This window comes from Streptomyces sp. RLA012 (assembly GCF_056270325.1).
This window is the reverse complement of record NZ_JBWDPA010000002.1, coordinates 524,822-543,445: the sequence shown is the minus strand read 5'-3', so window position 1 is coordinate 543,445 and position 18,624 is coordinate 524,822. Positions and strand designations below refer to the sequence as shown.

Genomic DNA, 18,624 nt, shown 5'->3' with positions numbered 1-18,624 from the left:
CCGGCTTCTTCGGCTTCTTCGGCTTCTCCCGTTTCTCCGGCTTCTCGGCACTCTCCGCGTGATCACTTGCCACTGAGCTCGCTCCAATCGCGACGCAGCCCGTCCTTGAGTACCTTCTGGCCGGCGTTGCGGGGAAGTCCTTCGACGAACCGGACATGCCGCGGGACCTTGAAGTTGGCCATGTTCGCGCGGGCCCACGCGACGACATCGGCCTCGGTGAGACGGTGGCCCGGTTTCACGACGACGAACGCGCAGCCGACCTCACCGAGACGGTCATCGGGAACCCCGATGACGGCGGCCTGCTCGATGGCCTCGTTCCCGAGCAGCAACTTCTCGATCTCGGCCGGATAGGCGTTGAAACCGCCGACGATGTAGAGGTCCTTCTTGCGGTCGACGATGGAGAGGTTGCCCGCCTCGTCGAGGCGCCCCACGTCACCGGTGTGCAGCCAGCCCTCGGCGTCGACGGTCGCGGCGGTGGCTTCCGGGTCGTCCCAGTACCCGCGCGTCACGTTGTAGCCGCGCACCAGGACTTCCCCGTCGTGGCCTGCGGGAACGTCCCGGCCCTGATCGTCGACGATCCTCACCTCGACGTCCGGGATGGTCCGGCCCGTGGTGCGCGCGACCGTCTCCTCCGAGTCCCCGATCCGGGTGGTCGTCACCAGCGCCGTCGACTCCGTCAGCCCGTACGCGCTCATGACGATGTCGAAGGACAGGTCCGCCTTCATGGCACGGATCAGTGATTCCGGAATGGTGGTGCCGCCCGTCATGGACACCCGCAGCGAGGACAGGTCGAACGCGGCACGGTCCGGGTGGTTGATCAGGTCCTGGAAGATGGTGGGAGGCCCCAGCAGAATGCTGACGCGTTCCCTGCCGATGATGTCGAGCGCCCGCCCCGCGTCGAAGGTGCGCATGGGCACGACCGTCACGCCGTGCATCAGCGAAGCGAGCCATCCCGCCTTGTATCCGAAGCAGTGGAAGAACGGGGGGATGATCAGAAAGCTGTCGGAATGCGTGAAGGTGTACTCCTGCGACATCCAGCCGTAGGCGCGCAGGGACTGTCCGTGCGTCAGGACGACCCCCTTCGGATGGCCGGTGGTGCCGGAGGTGAACATCACGTCGGAGATGTCGTCCGGGGTCAGCCGGTCGATCAGGTCGTGGGCCCTGGAGTCGGGCACGGCTTCCGCCGCCCGCAGGAAGTCGTCCCAGGCGAGGTCCGCCGCGCCCCGCGGGCCGAGAATCGACACCGTTTTGCGCAGCGCGGGCAGGTCGGGATCGGCGCTCTTCAACGCGGCTATGTAGTCGTTGCCCAGGAACGACGAGGCGAAGACGGCCTTCGCCGCGGACTTGCGCAGGATGTAGGAGATCTCCTGCGCCTTGAACCGCGTGTTCAGCGGCACCACGATGCCTCCGGCGCCCTGGATGCCGAGTGCGGCGACGATCCACTCCGCCGAGTTGGGAGCGCACAGACCGACCCGGTCGCCCGGCTCGACCCCCAGCGCGACGGCGGCCTTCACGGCCCGGACCATCTGCCGCTCCAGCTCACGGAAACTCCACCGGTGGGTCCCGTCGACGAGGGCCGGCGCGTCCGAGAACTGCTTGGCGGCCGCTCTGATCACATGCGGAATACTCAGGTATTCGAGGTCGTATCGCACGGGTGAGCTCCCATCGGACAAGAAAATCCCGCCGGTCCAGGGTTAGCTGCCGGAAGGCAGTCCCAGGACCCGCTTCGCGATGATGTTGCGCTGGATCTGAGATGTTCCGCCGTACACGGACGCCGCTCTGGAATAGAGGTAGTCCCCGAAGAGCTCGCTGTCCTCGCCCCGGAGCTGCTCCTCGGGGAAGACCTTGAGCGCCGTCTCGTAGAGCCGCTGTTCGGTCCTGGTCATCAGGAGTTTGTCGATGGACGACTCCGGCCCGGCGACCTGCCCGCTCAGCCGCTCGGCGGTGCGGCGCCGGGCGTGCGCCACCAGGACCTCGTAGTCCACGAAGCAGCGCCCGATCTCGGACAGCAGCCCGTCCGGCAGGTTCCCCCGGCGCTCCCGGGCGGTGCGGCGCAGGCGCTCCACGAGCAGCCCGTACTTCGAGATGTGACCGGTGTCGAGGGCGTTGCGCTCGTACGACACCGTGGTCATGGCCAGCGGCCAGCCGTCGCCCTCGGCGCCGATGCGCTCGGACCTGGCGATACGGACGTCGTCGAGGAACAACTCGCAGAACTCGTCGTCGCCGCCTGCCGCCCGCAACGGCCGTACCGTCACGCCCGGCCGGTCCAGCGGCAGCGCGAACGCCGAGATCGACTTGTGCGCGGGCGCCGACGGGTCGGTGCGGGCCAGCAACAGGCACAGACCGCTGTACTGCGCATAGCTGGTCCAGAGCTTCTGGCCGCGCACGGTGTAGTGGTCGTCGTGCGGGGTCGCGACCGTGCTCATCCCGGCGAGATCCGAGCCGGCTCCCGGTTCGCTGAAGCCCTGACACCAGACGTCGTCACCGGCGAGCATGCGCGGCAGCCAGCGCAGCCGCTGCTCCTCGGAGCCGAACTCCAGGAGGGCGTGCGCGAGATAGCCGATCCGGGGGACCCCGGGGGCGTGGCAGGCCCCGAGTTCGTCGCTGATCGCGACCTGGTGCAGCGAACTCAGGCCCCGGCCGCCGTACTGGACGGGGACGTCGAGACCGACCCAGCCGCCGGAGTACAGCAGGCGGTGCCACCGGTGGAGGAAGACCGGGACCGGCTCGTCCGGGAGGCGTTCGGGCAGCGGGTGGGCGGCCAGCCAGGTACGGAACCGCCGGCGGAGCCGGTCGAGGTCGGCCGGATCGCCGAAGTCCAGGGGGATGTCGGTCATCGGGTCCCTTCCGGTCCGGTCGCCGCGGCTGTCTCCGGTTCGGCCAGTGTCGTCAGCAGATCGGCCGTCGTCGCCAGGGCCATGCTGCCCAGACGGACCTTGCGCAGATAGAGGTGCGCGATGTGCTCCCAGGTCTGGGCTATGCCCCCGAAGACCTGCATGGCGGTGTGGACCGCGTCGAGGGCCGATGGGCCGACCTCGGCCTTCGCGACGCGCGCCGCGGTCAGGGCGCGCGCGGGCGACTCGTTGTCGAGACACCACGCGGCATACCTGGTGGCACTGGTGCAGGCCTCCACCAGGACCGTCGCGTCGGCGAGCAGATGCTGTACGGCCTGGAAGGAGCCGATCTCCCTCCCGTACTGGCGGCGATCCCGGGCGTACTCGACGCTCTGCCGGACCAACGACCCGGCCGCGCCCACGAGTTCGCTGCTCACCATGACGAGCGCGTAGGCCTGCCAGTGCAAGTACTGCTCGGGATCGATCCGGCCGACCACCGTCACCGGGGCATCGGGCGACACCGCGCGGATGCCGCGCAGCAGGTCGACGCCCGGTACGGCGGTGCCGAGTCCGAGGCTGGTCACCGTTCCGTCGGGGGTGAGGCACAGCGCGCTGTCCGCGCCCGCGCAGTCCCAGCCGAGGAGTTCGGACGGGCGTGCGGAGGTGGGGAAGCGCAGATCGGGGGCGAGCGCGATCGTCGGTGTCGCGCCCTGGCCCGGGCCCGGTGGTCTGTCGTGCCCGAGGAGTCGCAGCAGCTCAGGGGCGAGCAGCACGGTGCCTACCAGGGAGGTGGTGAGGGGCTGCCTGCCGTGCTCCTCGGCGAGCAGGGCGCACTCCTGGACGGTGGCCGCCGGGGGTGACGAGCGCCGCAGTTCGGCGAGGCCCAGTTCGCCGAGCGCCGCCTGTGCGGAGGCGCGCGCGGACGGTTTCACCTCGTCGGCCGAGGCCATCCGGAACCGCGTGGCGAACGTACGGAACATGTCCCGTACGAGCAGGAACTCCTCCGCCTCCACCGTCAGCCCTCCTCGGCCTCGGTCGACCGGCGCCGGGCGCGGGACGCCAACTCCTCGACGATCCGGATGTGATCCGGGCTGGTCATGGTCGCCCGTTCGGCCATCAGCGCCGCCTCCATGCCGCCGCGGGACACCTGCTCCACCACCACGGCGAGGGCCATCTTGGTGGCGCGCAGCGCCTCGGCGGGCTGGGCCGCCAGTCGACGGGCCAGCGCGAGAGCCTCCTTCTGCAGGTCCTCGGAGGCAACGACGCGGTTCGCCAGGCCCAGTTCGACCGCCGTGGCGGCGGGAATGCGGTCCCCGGTGAAGAGGTACTCCTTCGCGCGGAGCAGGCTGGTGAGCAGGGGCCAGAGGGTCACCCCGCCGTCGCCCGCCACCAGGCCGACCGAGACATGGGGATCCGCGAGGTACGCGTCCTGCGCCATCAGCACCAGATCACAGCCCAGCGCCAGGCTGCACCCCAGCCCGACCGCGGGGCCGTTGACCGCCGCGACGACGGGCAGCGGGAAGCGGATCATCGCCGTCTGGATGGTGCGGTCGAGCCGGATCGAGCGCTCGCGGAGCTCCGGATCGCTGTGATGGGCCCGCAGATGGTCGAAGTCGCCGCCGGCGCTGAACGCGCGGCCCGCGCCGGTGAGGACGACGGCCCGGGCCGTGCGGTCCTCCGCGAGCTCCTGCCAGACCTCGGCGAGCCGACGGTGGAGTTCCTCGGACACGCCGTTCAGGCGCTCTGGCCTGTTCAGGGTGACGATACGGACGTCGCCGTCCGCTTCGACGGTGATGACGGAGCTGACCTCGCCCATGGGGACCTCTCTCCAGTGCCTCGGCCGCCCCAACCTCAGATGATATTAAAGGTCAGACCGAATAGCCGTCAATGATCCTGCGATGCGCCGTCCATGATGTTCCGGACATCCAGGATGGCGCACACCGGAGTCTGGGACCTCGGCGCCGGAGCCTCAGACCTCGAAACCCCGGAGTGTCGGACCTGGACCGTGAAGGGTCGGACCTGGACCGTGGAGGGTCGGACGGAGCGTCAGACCTCGGTCGGCCCGGACAGTTCCACCTGGTCCCGCCGGTCGACCTGGGCGACCGCGTCGGCGAATCCGCACACATGGCGTGCCATGCGCCGCATCGCCGCCGGGCCGTCCTGGTCGCGGATGGCCTCGGTGATCTTCGCGTGGGCGCGGGCGGTGAGCGCGCGGATGTCCGCGTCCATGAACTGTTCGAGATCCGTGGCGGCGTAGATCGACTGCGAGAGGGCGCTCATGAACCCGATCAGGAGCTCGTTGTCGCTGGCCCTCGCCACCGCGCTGTGCCAGTCGATGTTCGCCCGCAGGAAGCGCGGGATGTCGTCCCCGGCCTCGACCAGATCCCGCTGTGCGGCATCCAGTTCGGCGAGATCGCGATCGGAGCGACGCACGGCCGCCAGCGCGGCGCACGTGGGCTCGATGGCCTCCCGTGTCTCGTGCAGCGCCTCCAGCCGGATCCGCTGCCCCCGGATGACCAACTGCACCGTACTGGCCAGCGATTCGCGGCCCGGCCGGTGCACGAAGGCGCCGCCCCCGCGGCCCGGCCTGATCTGGAGGAGCTTCTCGACCTCCAGGATCCGCAGCGCCTCCCGCACCGTCGCGCGGCTCAGCCCCGTCTGCTCGACCAGTTGACGCTCGGGCGGCAGGGCCATGCCTTCGGTGAACTCGCCGGAGAGAATGCGCTCACGTACCTCCGACGCCAGGACGTCCGATGCCTTCGGGACCGTCAGGGCGTCGAAGCGCGGGTGAGACCTACCGGGCATGTACGTACTCCTGGGACCGATGCCACTGCTTTGGTTGAACCATTCAGCATAGTACGGATGCTCATGGTCACCTCGTCGCACGGCATCAGGTCACATGACCATGCCGCCGTCCACGGGCAGCACCTGGCCGGTGACGAACGACGCGGCGTCCGAGGCGAGGAAGACGAAGCTCCCGGCGATCTCCTCGGGTGCCGCCCAGCGGCCCAGCGGGATCCGGGCGAGCATCGCGTCCGCGAACTTCTTGTTGGTGCGGATCGTCTCCGTCATGGGCGTCGCGGCCAGCGGTGCCAGCGCGTTGACCTTGATCTGCTTGCGCGCCAGTTCACGCGCCAGGGACTTCGTCAGACCGATGATGCCCGCCTTGGCCGCGGAGTAGTTCACCTGGCCGAGCGTGCCGACGATGCCGGCCGACGAGGTGACGTTGATGATCCGCCCCGTGCCGTCGGTGGGCAGGAACGGCAGGGCGGCCTGCGCACAGTGGAAGGCCCCCATCAGGTGGATGTCGACGATCCTGCGGAACGCCTCCTCCTGGAGGTTCTCGAACATGTCCGGGGCGATGATTCCGGCGTTGTTGACGAGGATGTGCAGCTTTCCGTCGGCCAGTGCGGCCGCCCGGGCCGCCGCGGCGTCGGCGGACGCCCGGTCCCGGACGTCCAGCACGGCACTGTCCGCCGTCGCGCCGGTCGCGGAGATCTTCTCGGCGACCGCCGCGGCCGCCGCCCCGTCCACGTCGGTCACGAGCACCGCGGTGCCGGCGCGTGCGAGTGCCTCGGCGACCGCGGAACCGATACCGCCCGCGGCTCCGGTGACCAGTGCCGATCGTCCCGTGAGATCGAACAGACCGGTGTTGTCGGCCATCAATAGCTCCTCGGCATTCCCAGAGTGTGCGATCCCAGATAGTTCAGGATCATTTCCTGACTGATCGGCGCGATTTTCATCAGACGGGCCTCACGGAAATAGCGGGCCACGTTGTATTCCTCGGAGTAGCCCATACCTCCATGGGTCTGCAACGCCCGGTCGGCGGCGGTGAATCCGGCGTCCGCGCACAGGTATTTGGCGGTGTTCGCCTCGCGTCCGCAGGGCCGGCCGTTGTCGTAGAGCCAGGTCGCCTTGCGCAGGATCAGCTCGGCCGCGTCGAGTCGGGCGAGCGAGTCCGCGAGCGGGAACTGGATGGCCTGGTTCATGCCGATCGGCCTGCCGAACACCACGCGTTCGTTGGCGTAGCCCACGGCCTTCTCCAGCGCGACCCGGCCGATCCCGAGCGCCTCGGCGGCGATCAGCATCCGCTCCGGATTGAGACCGTCGAGGAGGAGGCGGAACCCCTGCCCCTCCTCGCCGACGCGGTCCTCGACCGGCACGCGCAGCTCGTCGATGAACAGCTCGTTCGAGGTCACGGCGTTGCGGCCCATCTTCGGGATGGGACGGATGTCGATCCTGTCGCGGTCCAGGTCGGTGAGGAAGAGCGTCATCCCGTCGGTCCGCTTGGCGACTTCGTCGACCTTCGTGGTGCGGGTCAGCAGCAGAATCTTCTCGGACTCCACGGCTTTGGAGATCCACACCTTGCGGCCGTTCACGACGTAGTGGTCGCCGTCCCGTCGGGCGAAGGTCGTGATGCTCGTCGTGTCCAGGCCGGCCTCCGGCTCGGTCACGCCGAAACAGACGTGGAGATCGCCGGTGGCGACGCGCGGAAGCGTGCGCCGTTTGAGTTCCTCGGAACCGTGCACCACCACGGGATGCATTCCGAAGATCGACATATGGATGGAGCTCGCGGCGTTCATACCGCCGCCGGATCGAGCCACTTCTTCGAGCAGCAGTGTGGCCTCGGTGATGCCGAGACCATGGCCGCCGTACTCCTCCGGAATGGTGAGTCCCAGCCAGCCGCCGCCCGCGACGGCGGCGTAGAACTCCTCGGGAAACTCGTGTTCCCGGTCCTTCTCCATCCAGTACCGGTCGTCGAAGTCGCGCAGGAGTCCGACGACCGCCTTGCGGATGGTTTCCTGATCTTCGGTCAGCTCAAAGTCCACAATTTTGGACCCCTCCGCAGCTTTGTTATGTGTGAAACATATCAAAGGTCAGACCGTACGTACAGAGTGAGGCCGCGACGGTCGTCCTGGCCGCGAAAGAGGTGCGCGAAGCCCGCGTGGGCGACGCCTGTGGGGTCGATATCTGTGGGGTCGATACCTGTGGAGGTGATACCTGCGGAGGTGATACCTGCGCGGGTGATGTCCGTGTGTGCTCTCGGGCCGGGGTGAGTCCTAGCGGTCCGCGGCCGGGTTCCCCTCGACCCACTGGATGAGCAGCTGCCGTACGTACGGGTTGCCCTCCTGGGCGGCATGCGCCAGCCGCTCCGCGCTCGCACGCGCGGCCCGCCAGGCCGCCGGGGTGTCCTCGGCGTACGCGGCGTCGGCGGCGCCCAGCGCGTCGGCCGCGAGACCGCGCAGGTCCTCGGCGAGGTCGTCGTCCGCCGCTGCCCGGTATGCCTCCAGGCGGAGTGCCGCCAGGTCCGGGGCGGGCGGAGAGGGCGGCGCCGGGGGCTGGGCGTAGCCGCTGACGGCGATGACCACGCAGAAGGTCGCCACGTCCCGGCGGCTCTCGCGCTTGCCCCGCTCGATGGCCGGCGCGAGCCACGAGGCGGCCTTCCAGTGGGAGACCGACGTGGCCACGAGGAGGGCGACGGTGAGGGACGCGACAGGAATCCAGCCGCCCACGAAGTAGCCGATCGGCCCGAGGACGACGAAGCAGGCTCCGCTGAGCAGCCATATGCGGCGGCGGCCGATGCGCAGGTGTCGGGACTCCATGCCCTTCAGTGTCGCAGGAGCGTGCGGGGAGCACGGGGGCGGTGGTGGATTCATGGAGTGGGCCGTGCGAGGTCCCGCGTGGCAGGGGGCCGCCCGCCACCGCGCACTCGTCGGCAACCGCTTTCTCCACGTCTTCCCGGTGTGTGGTGAATGGCCGGAGATCGCCCTGCCGAATCGGGCCGGGCGTACATACGATGCGGTCGATCCCGGCCTTCACAGCTCCTTCACAGGTCGGGATTGCATGTGCATGACCTTGTCATGTACATGATTCAACCAACCTGCACCGCTTGATCCAACGCACTGGTCTGCGACGGCCCTTCCCGCACCGCGTGCAGGGCCGCACCCCCCAATTCACGGCGGCACACGACTCGTACCGCCGGACATCACCAACGCAACGGATTGGAGCACCATGGCTGGTGGGCTGCTTCTGGGTGGCGCGATAGCCACCCTGTTCGCCACCGCACTACCGGGTCAGGACCCGTCCTCCGGGATCATCGACCCGCCCCCGGACAAGATCGTCATCAAGGTCGCCACGGTGAACGGCTCCGGCTGTCCGCAGGGCACCGCCGCTGTCGCGGTCTCTCCGGACAACACGGCCTTCACCGTCACCTACAGCGACTACCTCGCCCAGGTCGGAGGCACCTCCGACCCCACCGCGTTCCGCAAGAACTGCCAGCTCAACCTGATCGTCCACGTGCCGCAGGGCTTCACCTACGCCATCGCCAGCGCGGACTACCGCGGCTTCGCCGCACTCCAGCAGGGCGCGAACAGCACCGAGAAGGCGTCGTACTACTTCCAGGGCTCGTCGAACACGGCCGCCATCACCCATCCCTTCCGCGGCCCCTACAACGACAACTGGCAGGCCACGGACACCACCGACTGGGCCCAACTGGTGTGGGCACCCTGCGGTGTCCAGCGGAACTTCAACATCAACACCGAGCTGCGCGTCAACGCGGGGACGTCCGCTCCCGGCGCCACCAGCTTCATGACCATGGACTCGACGGACGGTGACATCAGCACCATCTACCACATGGCCTGGAAGGAGTGCCCCGCCTCCTGACCGACCGCTCTCCCCGTACGTACCTGACCGGCTCCGCCGCATCGGAGCCGGTCAGGCCGTCACGCTAGGGAAGCAGTCTCTCGATGGCTGCGGGCCCGTCCTCCTTCAGCCTGCGCTCGGCCCAGGCGAGGTTCTTCGGAGTGATGTCGCGCCCCGCGGCGAGCACCATGTCCTCGGCGGTCACAGGGCCGTCGGGGCAGGTGTGCAGCAGCGCGTCGGGGGTCGTCCTGTCGTCGGCCGGCACGGGCGAATCGGGTTGGCTGATTGGCATGGTCTCTCCCTCTTCCACCTGACCTGTTCTCACGCTACGGGCATTCCGCACGCCTCGCTCGACGCGTCCCGCGCGGACGCGGCTCAGGAGGGTCGGGGACCCGTGCGCCCCATTCGGACGTACAACGATGTCGGTCGTCGGCGGTGGAGGTGATGGTGGAGGGACTCGCACCCCTGCGACTGATCGGAGCTTGTCATGCGTATTCGTCTGATGGCCGCCGCCGGGCTGGCGGGCGTCGGCCTGCTGACCACCGCCGGGACCGCTGTAGCCGCCGACCCCAAGCCGGGCGGTGTCGCCGTGGGCAGCCCCGGCATCCTGTCCGGCAACGTCGTCCAGATCCCCGTCGACCTCGATCTGAGCCTCTGCGGCGACTCCGTCGACGTGGTGGGTCTGCAGAACCCGGCGGTGGGGAACATCTGCGTGAACAAGTGACCGGCTGACCGGTGAGCCGCGTCGGGCAGGGCCTACTTCTCCCACTCTGCCCGGCAGCCGGCCGCGGGATGCCGGGTCCGGGTCACCCGGTGGCTCACTCGTCCTTCCCGCCGAGCGGCTCGTGCGACGGCGGGATGATCCGGGCCGACAGGTCCGGGTCGGCCATCTCCGGGTCGAACGGGAACATGGGGCGGCGGACACGACGGTGTCCCAGCCGGACGAGGTCCTGGTCGACACCGCCCGGGGTGAGCGCGAGCTTCCAGCCGGCGGACATGTCGAACAGTTCCGGTTCGAGATAGCCGATCTTGACGACCACGATGTCGGCGCTCCGTGGGTCGAGCGCCAGGTCGGTGAAGTCGTGCTCGTGGTGGTACGGCTTGCGCAGTCCGGTGATGATCACATACACGCTGCCGACCCGCAGGACGACCTCGGTCCTGGCGTCCCGGTCCCCGTGCCGGACCGCGTGGACGACCCCGGTCATGGTCACCGGCCCGGCGTGCCGGTCGTCCACCTCGGCGCCGGCCGTGACCGTGACCGTCGCGCCGACCCCCGCCTTCTCCGCGGCCTCGACGGCGGCCGGGCCCGGCACCGAGGCGTAGACGACCGTCGGGCCGGACGGTTCCTTGAACTCCGGCCGGGCCAGGACGCGTTCGAGCCCCCAGGTGACATCGCCGGCGCCACCCGCCGTCGGATTGTCGCCCGTGTCGCTGATGAAGAAGGGCCGGGCATCGGGGGCGGAGGCCAGCGCCTCGTCGAGGCACTCGTCCAGAGATCCGGTCGGCGCGACGAACGCGAACGCGCGCCGCGCCTCCCAGAACCCGCGTGCCAGCCGCTCGGCGCCCTCGGTGACGGCGGCCTCGGACGGTCCGGTGACGACGACCGCGGCCCGATTGCGCGGTTCGTCCGCCCAGGCGTACCCGACCCAGATCGCGGCGTCGGTCACCCCCTCGGTCGCCTCCACGTCGTCGACCGCCGCGTAGACGCTTCTGGCCGGTTCGATACGGGTCGAGGTCTGCTCACCGGCCAGCAGCACGGGCACCGGGATCCAGGCCTTGACCGGCTGTGGCGCACCGGTCGTGAGCAGGTCCACGAGATGCCGGGCGGCCCGTTCCTTGGTCTCCATGTGGTCCTCGTGCGGGGCCGTCCGGTAGCAGGTGATGAGGTCGCTCAGGTGCGCGAGCTCCCGCGAGACATTGCCGTGCAGATCCATGGAGGTGGACACGATCACATCCGGTCCGACGGTCTCGCGGATCCGGGCGAGCAGCACCGCCTCGGCGTCGTCGACGCCCTCCACCGTCATCGCGCCGTGGATGTCGTACCAGAGCCCGTCGGGGCGCGGCAGGTCCGCGAGCCGCCGCAGGAGTTCGTCGGAGAGCTCGGCGAACGCGGCGGCGGTGACCGTGCCGCCGGGCAGCGCCTTGCCGACGAGCGCGCCGTGCCACTCGGCCGCGTCGCGCAGGGGTGTCCCGGGCGCGAGGAACGCACAGCGCGTCAGGACGTCCGCGCCGCGCTGCGGATGGAAGGCCGGGGCCTCGGTCCGCGCCGGTGAGAAGGTCGAGGACTCGATGCCGAGTCCGGCGATGGCGATGACGGGCCGGGCGACGGCGGTACGGGCGACGGCGGTACGGGGTTGCGTCATGGCTCCTCGATTCGGATGCGGTGGTCGGTAGGGGTTCTCGCCCCTGTACCTGTACCTGTTCCTGTTCCTGTTCCTGTTCCTGTTCCTGTCCCTGTTCCTGTTCCGGCCCCGGTCACGGCGTGGAGCGCGTGTGCCAGTGCCCGTTGCAGCGCGAACTGGCCCGCGCCGACCAGCCCCGCGTCCGCGCCGAGGCTCGCCCGCTCGATCACCAGATGCTTGGTCACCAGCGGATGGCAGCCCTCGTACAGCTGACTGCGTACGGCGGCCACGAACGGTTCGAGCGTGGAGAGGATGCCGCCGAGGTACACGGCGTCCGGGTTGAAGAAGTTGACGTTCGCGGCGAGCACCATGCCGAGGTAGCGCCCGGCCTGGCGGACGGCGCGGGTCGCCTCCGGGTCGGCGTCGGAGGCGAGGCGGACGACGTCCTCGATCGAGTCGACGTCGAGCCCCCGCTCCCGCAGGATCCGCACCAGCGCCGCACCGGAGGCGACGGTCTCCAGGCATCCGGTGTTGCCGCAGGAGCAGGGGATGTCATGGCCTGCTTCGACCCGTACGTGGGTGATCTCGCCGGCGGCGCCGGTCCCGCCCCGGTAGAGCCGTCCGTCGGCGATGACGCCCGCGCCGATCGCGGAGCCCATCTTCACCATGATCGACTGGCGTCGCTCGGCGGGCCGGACGCTGTGCTCGCCGACCGCCATGCAGTTGGCGTCGTTCTCGATCGCCGCCGGAACCCCGAACCGGTCCTCCAGCCACTCCCGGACGGGGAACCTGTTCCAGCCGGGCATGCGCGAGGGCAGCGTCACCACCCCGGAACCGACGTCGACCGGGCCCGGCAGCGAGAGGCCGACCCCCTTGAGCAGGTTCCGGCCATGTCGTTCGGCCAGCGCCTCCAGCGTCTCGGCGAGCCCCGGCAGCGCCACCTCGGGCCCGTCCGCCGTGGGAAACGGCACGGTCGAGACATCGGTCAGCCCACCGCCCGGCAGCACGACACCCACGTGCGCGTGTCTGCCCCCGAGTTCGGCCGCGACCGCGAACCCGTCACTGCCGCCGAGGCGCAGGACCTTGCGCGGACGCCCGCCGGCGGAGGAGCGCGTGCCCTGCTCCGCGACCAGTCCGTGGGACACGAGTTGACCGACCGTCAGCGAGATCGTGGACGGCGCGGCCCCCAGCAGTTCGGCGAGCTCGGTGCGCGTGGTCGCCTGCCCGGAGGCGAGAAGTTCGAGGACGCGCTCGGCCAGGGACGAGACACCCGTGACGCCCCTGCGGTGCGCCACACTTTTTTCAGGCATGGACGAAGTAACTTCCGACGGCGGGATCGAGATGCCGAGCGTACGTCCCTGAAGCGCCCTCTCCGCTTTTTTCAGAACAGCAGAAACAGGCTTTTTACAGCAGTGCGTCTGTTTCTTCGAACACGCGGGTCGTTGACTGGCTCCGCCACGTCCCCTTGCCCGTTGCCCCTTTGTTCACCCCGAGGAGAGTCATGTCCCCTGCTCGCGCGACACTCGTCGCCGGTGCGGTCGTCTCGGCGGGCACGCTGCTGCTCGCGGGCTGCTCCGGGACGAGCGGCACGTCGTCCGGGTCCCCCGACTCCATCAACTACGCGCTGCCCGCGAACTTCACCCCGAACTGGATCCTGCCGATCGGCACGGCGGCGCACCTCAACACCAACAACATCTCCATCGCCAACAGCCTCTGGGAGCCGCTCGTCGCGTACGACGGCTCGACCGGCCAGATCACCTGGAACAAGAAGGGGTCCATCGCCACCGCCGCCGACTTCGCGTCCGACGGCAGGAGTGTGAACATCACGCTCGGCGACCGCAGTTGGAGCGACGGGAAGCCGATCACCGCGCGCGACGTCGAGTTCTGGTTCAACCTCATCAAGGCGAACAAGGCGCAGTGGGCGGGCTACAACCCCGGCAAGGCACCGGACAACTGGACCTCGTTCAAGACCGTCGACGACCACCACTTCACGCTCACCTTCGACAAGGCCTACAACTCCGACTGGATGCTGGCCAACGAGCTGAGCTCGATCAACCCGCTGCCCCAGCACGTCTGGGACAAGGCCGGCGCCTCGGCCGCGGTGTCGGACGCCGACCGGACGGCCGCGGGCGCGAAGCAGGTGTGGACCTACCTCAACACGGCCGCCAAGAACATCTCCGGCTACGAGAAGGACGCGCTGTGGAAGACCATCAGCGGCCCGTACGCGGTCAAGTCCTTCTCGACCGCGGGCAAGGTCGTGCTCACCGCCAACAAGAAGTACGACGGCGGTGAGAAGCCGGACATCGCCACCGTGAACCTCCTGCCGTTCACGACGGCGGACGCCGAGAAGAACGCGCTGCGCTCCGGCGGCGTCGACTACGGCTACATCGAGGCGACCGACCTCGACCAGAAGGACCGGTTCGCCGCGCAGGGCTTCACGGTCGAGCCGTGGTCCGGCTGGGCGATCACGTACATGCCGTACAACTTCAACAACCCCTCCATGGGCGCGGTGTTCAAGCAGCTGTACGCCCGTCAGGCCGTCCAGAAGTCGATCGACCAGGCCGGCCTCGCGAAGGTCATCTTCAACGGCACCGCGGTCCCCGGCTACGGCCCGGTCCCGCAGGCACAGTCCTCCGACTTCCTCTCACCGACGCAGAAGAGCAACCCGTACCCCTTCTCGACCACGGAGGCGAAGGCACTCCTGACCGGCCACGGCTGGACCGAGCAGGGCGGCGTCATGGCCTGTACGGACCCGGGCACCGGCGCCTCGCAGTGCGGCGAAGGGGTCGCCGAGGGCACCAGGTTCCAGATGCAGGTGCTCTCGCAGTCCGGCTCGACGGTCACCGACAACATGATGAGCGCGATCCAGTCCTCGCTGGAGAAGACCGGGATCAAGTTCACGATCAAGACCGCGCCCGTCAACTCGGTGCTGTCCCAGACCCCGCCGTGCACCGCGAGCCAGTCGATCTGCAAGTGGCAGCTGTCGTTCTTCGGTACCGCCGGCAGCTGGTACTTCAACGCCTTCCCGACCGGTGACTCGCTCTTCCAGAGCAAGGGCGGCTCGAACTTCGGCGGCTACTCCAACCCCGAGGTCGACCGGCTCATCACCGCGTCCACCACCTCGAACTCCGCGCAGGCCGTACGTGACTACAGCGCGGCCGTGGCCAAGGACCTGCCGGTGATCTGGCTGCCGGAGCCCGACTACCAGATCTCGGTCGTCAAGAACGGCCTCGGCGGTTTCTCGCAGGACTCGCTCGCCAACTTCCATCCGGCGCAGTGGAAGTGGAACCGCTGACGGCATGGACACACTCCTGTATCTGACCCGGCGCGTCCTCCAGTCGCTCGCGGTGATCCTCATCGTGACGGTGGTCGTCTTCTGCCTCCTGCACGCGCTGCCCGGGGGTCCCGCACGCGGGATCCTCGGCCCGCAGGCGACCGCCCAGCAGATCGCGCAGTTCGACCACGAGCAGGGCCTCGACCGCTCGCTCCCCGTCCAGTACGTCTACTACCTGCGCACCCTCCTGCACGGCGACCTCGGCACCTCGTACACCCTGAACGAGGCGGTCTCTCGGCTCATCGAGCAGCGCCTGCCCAAGACCCTGGTCCTGACCGTGCTGTCCGCGCTGGCCGGGCTCGCGCTCGCGATCCCGCTCGGCATGTGGCAGGCGGTCCGGCGCAACAAGCCGGTGGACTACGTCATCACGACGCTGAGCTTCGTCGCGTACTCGACACCCGTGTACTTCCTCGGGCTCGTCCTGGTCCTGGTGTTCACACAACTGCTGCCCTGGTTCCCCTCGCAGGCACCCCAGGGCGACACGCTCGGCCAGGTACTCTCCCAGCCCAACGCGCTCGTCCTCCCGGTCGTCGCGGGAGCCGCCTCCATGGTCGCCGTCTTCAGCCGGTACATGCGCGCCGCGACCCTGGAGAACCTCTCCGAGGACTACGTACGCACCGCACGGGCCGGTGGCTCCCGGCCAGGGGCGATCCTGCGGCGGCATGTGTTCCGCAACTCGCTGACACCCGTCGTCGCGATGCTCGGCTACTACGTGCCCGTGCTCTTCGGCGGCGCCCTCGTGGTCGAGCAGCTCTTCAACTACCCGGGCATGGGACTGCTGTTCTGGAGTGCCGCGCAGTCCTCCGACTACCCGGTGCTGCTCGGCTGCGTCCTCGTCATCTCCGTCGCGACCGTCGTCGGCACCCTGCTCGCCGATGTCGTCCAGCGGATCGTCGATCCCCGAGTGAAGGCGGGCCGGACATGAGCGCCGTATTGCCGGTGACACCCACCGTCGAGGCGGCCGCCGGGTACCGCCTCGCGCTGCGCCGGTTCGCGCGGAACAGGCTCGCGGTGGCGGGTCTGGCGGTCGTCGTCCTGTTCCTGCTCCTCTGCTTCGCGGGCCCGCTGCTGTACTCGACCGACCAGACCCATACAAACCTCACCCAGGTGAACCTGGCACCGAGCGGCGCGCACCTGCTCGGCACCGACGCCGTCGGCCACGACGAACTCGGCCGGCTGATGTACGGCGGCAAGGTGTCGCTCCTCGTCGGCCTCGCCTCCGGCCTCCTCGCGACCGTCATCGGCACGCTCTGGGGCGCGATCGCGGGTTACGCGGGCGGCTGGATCGACGCCGTGATGATGCGGGTCGTGGACGCCGGAATCGCGATCCCGGCGCTCTTCGTCCTCCTCGTCGTCTCCGCCATCACGACCCCGGACAGCTGGGGGCTCGTCGTCGTCCTCGGCCTGGTGTCATGGCTCGTGCCCTCCCGCCTGGTCCGTGCCGAGACGCTCACCCTGAAGGGCCGGGACTACGTGCTGACCCTGCGCGCGATCGGCGGCACGCACGGCCGGGCGATCGCCCGGCACATCCTGCCGAACTCGGTCTCGACGATCGTGGTGGCGGCGACGTTCCAGGTCGCCGACGCGATCCTGCTCGTCGCGTACGTGTCCTATCTCGGCCTGGGCGTCCAACCCCCGTCGACCGACTGGGGCGGCATGCTCTCGGCCGGCCTGACCGCCGCGTACTCGGGACGCTGGTGGCTCATCGTGCCGCCCGGCCTCGCCATCATCCTCGTCGTCTGCGCCTTCAACGCCATCGGCGACGGACTGCGCGACGCCTTCGACGTGCGGGGGCGCGGATGACCGCCGACATCCTGCGGATCGAGAACCTGGGCGTCACCTTCGCCACGGAGACGGGCGAGGTGGCCGCGGTACGGGACGTGTCCCTGCGCGTCAGGGCCGGTGAGACGCTCGCCCTCGTCGGGGAGTCCGGCTCGGGCAAGTCGACCGTCGCGCTCGCCGCGATGGGGCTGCTGCCGGGCAGCGCCCGCGCCACGGGCCACGCCGTCGTCGGCGGCACCGACGTCATCGGCGCACCCGAGGAGGCCCTCGCGGGGCTGCGGGGCCGCACGGCGTCGATGGTGTTCCAGGAACCCGCGACCGCGCTCGACCCGCTGACCCGGATCGGCGCCCAGATCGCCGAGGTCATCCGCAACCACCGGCCCGTCACGGCCAAGGAGGCCGCCCGGGAGGCGGTCGCACTCCTGCGCCGCGTCGGCATCCCGGACCCGGAGACGAGGGCGTCCGCGTTCCCGTTCCAGCTCTCCGGCGGCCAGCGGCAGCGGGTGGTCATCGCCATGGCGGTCGCGAACGCGCCGAGCCTGCTCATCGCCGACGAACCCACCACCGCGCTCGACGTCACCGTGCAGGCCGAGATCCTGGACCTGCTGCGGGGACTCGCCGCCCATTCCGGCACAGGGGTACTGCTGGTCACGCACAACATGGGGGTCGTGGCGGACTTCGCCGACCGCGTCGCCGTGATGTTCCAGGGGGAGATCGTGGAGACGGGGCCGGTGGAGGACGTACTGCTACGGCCCACGCACGAGTACACCGCACGGCTGCTGGGCGCGGTGCCGCGGCTGGCGGTCGCCGGACCGGGGGTCGTCTCGCGCGCCGCCGACGGGCATCGGCCCGCCGCCGACCCGGTCGTCGATCTGCGGGAGGTGTCGGTGCGCTTCGGCCGGGGGCGCCGGGCGGTACGGGCGCTCGACGGCGTCTCGCTCACGGTTCGGCCCGGTGAGACCGTGGGCCTGGTGGGGGAGTCGGGCTCGGGCAAGTCCACCGCGGCGCGCGTCGCGCTCGGCCTCGTACCGCCGTCGTCGGGTTCCGTGTCGCTGTTCGGCGCCGACCTCGGCAGGACCCGAGGCAGGGCCCGGCGCGCCCTGCTGTCCGGTGTGGGTGTGGTCCTGCAGGACCCGGTGGCCTCGCTCGACGCCCGGATGAGCGTCGCGGAGTGCGTGGCCGAGCCGTTGCGCGTCCACCGCCGGCGGATGTCGGCCGCGGAGCGCCGGTCCAGAGTCGGCGAGGTGCTCGAACTGGTCCGGCTGCCGGGGGAGTTGGCGCACCGCGGCCCCCGCGAGTTGTCCGGCGGCCAGCGGCAGCGGGTGAGTCTCGCCCGGGCGCTGGTACTGGAGCCGCGGCTGCTGGTCGCGGACGAGCCGACGAGCGCGCTCGACGTGAGCGTGCAGCGGTCGGTGCTGGAGGTGATCGCGCAGCTCCAGGAAGAGCTCGGGTTCGCCTGTCTGTTCGTGTCCCACGACCTCGCCGTCGTACAGCACTTCGCGCAGCACGTGGTCGTCATGCGTGCCGGGCGCGTCGAGGAGGAGGGCAGTACCGCGACCACGCTCCTGCACCCGCGGACGGACCACACCCGACGGCTCATCGACGCCGTGCCGGTGCCGGACCCGGTGCTGCAACGCCGTCGGCGTGCGGAACGGCAGGCCGCCGCGGGGGTCACGGCGTGAGGGCACCG

At 69.8% G+C, this 18,624-nt stretch carries 17 protein-coding genes; 6 read left to right on the top strand and 11 right to left on the bottom strand.

Going from position 1 to position 18,624, the window contains the following annotated elements; translation table 11 throughout:
- Positions 1-62: 62 nt before the first annotated feature.
- The 8 genes from RV986_RS02735 to RV986_RS02700 form a co-directional block, all read right to left on the bottom strand.
- Complete coding sequence (locus RV986_RS02735; RefSeq protein ID WP_475915828.1) at positions 63-1,652, bottom strand: FadD3 family acyl-CoA ligase; 1,590 nt, start codon at positions 1,650-1,652, stop codon at positions 63-65.
- A gap of 42 nt (positions 1,653-1,694) precedes the next feature.
- Positions 1,695-2,837 (bottom strand): acyl-CoA dehydrogenase family protein, encoded by a 1,143-nt coding sequence (locus RV986_RS02730; protein WP_475915827.1) that lies wholly within the window; start codon positions 2,835-2,837, stop codon positions 1,695-1,697.
- Complete coding sequence (locus tag RV986_RS02725; RefSeq protein WP_475915826.1) at positions 2,834-3,847, bottom strand: acyl-CoA dehydrogenase family protein; 1,014 nt, start codon at positions 3,845-3,847, stop codon at positions 2,834-2,836. Before RV986_RS02725 ends, RV986_RS02730 begins: the two co-directional genes overlap by 4 nt.
- Before the next feature lie 2 nt (positions 3,848-3,849).
- On the bottom strand, positions 3,850-4,650 hold the full coding sequence (locus tag RV986_RS02720) for an enoyl-CoA hydratase/isomerase family protein (RefSeq protein WP_475915825.1): 801 nt from the start codon (positions 4,648-4,650) through the stop codon (positions 3,850-3,852).
- Between the two features lie 230 nt (positions 4,651-4,880).
- Positions 4,881-5,639, bottom strand: a complete 759-nt coding sequence (locus RV986_RS02715) for a FadR/GntR family transcriptional regulator (RefSeq protein ID WP_475915824.1) — start codon at positions 5,637-5,639, stop codon at positions 4,881-4,883.
- A 90-nt stretch (positions 5,640-5,729) separates the two neighbouring features.
- Positions 5,730-6,497: an SDR family NAD(P)-dependent oxidoreductase gene (locus RV986_RS02710; protein WP_475915823.1), complete on the bottom strand. Its 768-nt coding sequence runs from the start codon at positions 6,495-6,497 to the stop codon at positions 5,730-5,732.
- Positions 6,497-7,663 (bottom strand): acyl-CoA dehydrogenase family protein, encoded by a 1,167-nt coding sequence (locus RV986_RS02705; protein ID WP_475915822.1) that lies wholly within the window; start codon positions 7,661-7,663, stop codon positions 6,497-6,499. The genes RV986_RS02710 and RV986_RS02705 overlap by 1 nt, the downstream gene beginning before the upstream one ends.
- Positions 7,664-7,894: 231 nt before the next feature.
- Positions 7,895-8,437, bottom strand: a complete 543-nt coding sequence (locus RV986_RS02700; RefSeq protein ID WP_475915821.1) for a hypothetical protein — start codon at positions 8,435-8,437, stop codon at positions 7,895-7,897.
- A 409-nt stretch (positions 8,438-8,846) separates the two neighbouring features.
- Here RV986_RS02700 and RV986_RS02695 point away from each other — a divergent pair, with 409 nt between their 5' ends.
- Positions 8,847-9,497: a DUF4360 domain-containing protein gene (locus tag RV986_RS02695; RefSeq protein ID WP_475915820.1), complete on the top strand. Its 651-nt coding sequence runs from the start codon at positions 8,847-8,849 to the stop codon at positions 9,495-9,497.
- A 64-nt stretch (positions 9,498-9,561) separates the two neighbouring features.
- Here RV986_RS02695 and RV986_RS02690 read toward each other — a convergent pair whose 3' ends face one another.
- On the bottom strand, positions 9,562-9,768 hold the full coding sequence (locus RV986_RS02690) for a hypothetical protein (RefSeq protein ID WP_475915819.1): 207 nt from the start codon (positions 9,766-9,768) through the stop codon (positions 9,562-9,564).
- A 195-nt stretch (positions 9,769-9,963) separates the two neighbouring features.
- Here RV986_RS02690 and RV986_RS02685 point away from each other — a divergent pair, with 195 nt between their 5' ends.
- Positions 9,964-10,200: a chaplin gene (locus RV986_RS02685; RefSeq protein ID WP_475915818.1), complete on the top strand. Its 237-nt coding sequence runs from the start codon at positions 9,964-9,966 to the stop codon at positions 10,198-10,200.
- A gap of 94 nt (positions 10,201-10,294) precedes the next feature.
- Here RV986_RS02685 and RV986_RS02680 read toward each other — a convergent pair whose 3' ends face one another.
- Together RV986_RS02680 and RV986_RS02675 are read right to left on the bottom strand one after the other, a co-directional pair.
- Positions 10,295-11,839 (bottom strand): M81 family metallopeptidase, encoded by a 1,545-nt coding sequence (locus RV986_RS02680; protein WP_475915817.1) that lies wholly within the window; start codon positions 11,837-11,839, stop codon positions 10,295-10,297.
- Complete coding sequence (locus RV986_RS02675) at positions 11,836-13,128, bottom strand: ROK family transcriptional regulator (RefSeq protein WP_475915816.1); 1,293 nt, start codon at positions 13,126-13,128, stop codon at positions 11,836-11,838. Before RV986_RS02675 ends, RV986_RS02680 begins: the two co-directional genes overlap by 4 nt.
- Positions 13,129-13,319: 191 nt before the next feature.
- Here RV986_RS02675 and RV986_RS02670 point away from each other — a divergent pair, with 191 nt between their 5' ends.
- The 4 genes from RV986_RS02670 to RV986_RS02655 are packed head-to-tail and all read left to right on the top strand — an operon-like array spanning position 13,320 to position 18,616.
- On the top strand, positions 13,320-15,113 hold the full coding sequence (locus tag RV986_RS02670; RefSeq protein WP_475915815.1) for a peptide ABC transporter substrate-binding protein: 1,794 nt from the start codon (positions 13,320-13,322) through the stop codon (positions 15,111-15,113).
- Positions 15,114-15,117: 4 nt separating this feature from the next.
- Positions 15,118-16,077, top strand: coding sequence for an ABC transporter permease (locus tag RV986_RS02665; RefSeq protein ID WP_475915814.1), 960 nt, complete (start codon positions 15,118-15,120; stop codon positions 16,075-16,077).
- Positions 16,074-16,955, top strand: a complete 882-nt coding sequence (locus tag RV986_RS02660; RefSeq protein WP_475915813.1) for an ABC transporter permease — start codon at positions 16,074-16,076, stop codon at positions 16,953-16,955. The genes RV986_RS02665 and RV986_RS02660 overlap by 4 nt, the downstream gene beginning before the upstream one ends.
- Positions 16,952-18,616 (top strand): dipeptide ABC transporter ATP-binding protein, encoded by a 1,665-nt coding sequence (locus RV986_RS02655; RefSeq protein WP_475915812.1) that lies wholly within the window; start codon positions 16,952-16,954, stop codon positions 18,614-18,616. The genes RV986_RS02660 and RV986_RS02655 overlap by 4 nt, the downstream gene beginning before the upstream one ends.
- Positions 18,617-18,624 lie beyond the last annotated feature (8 nt).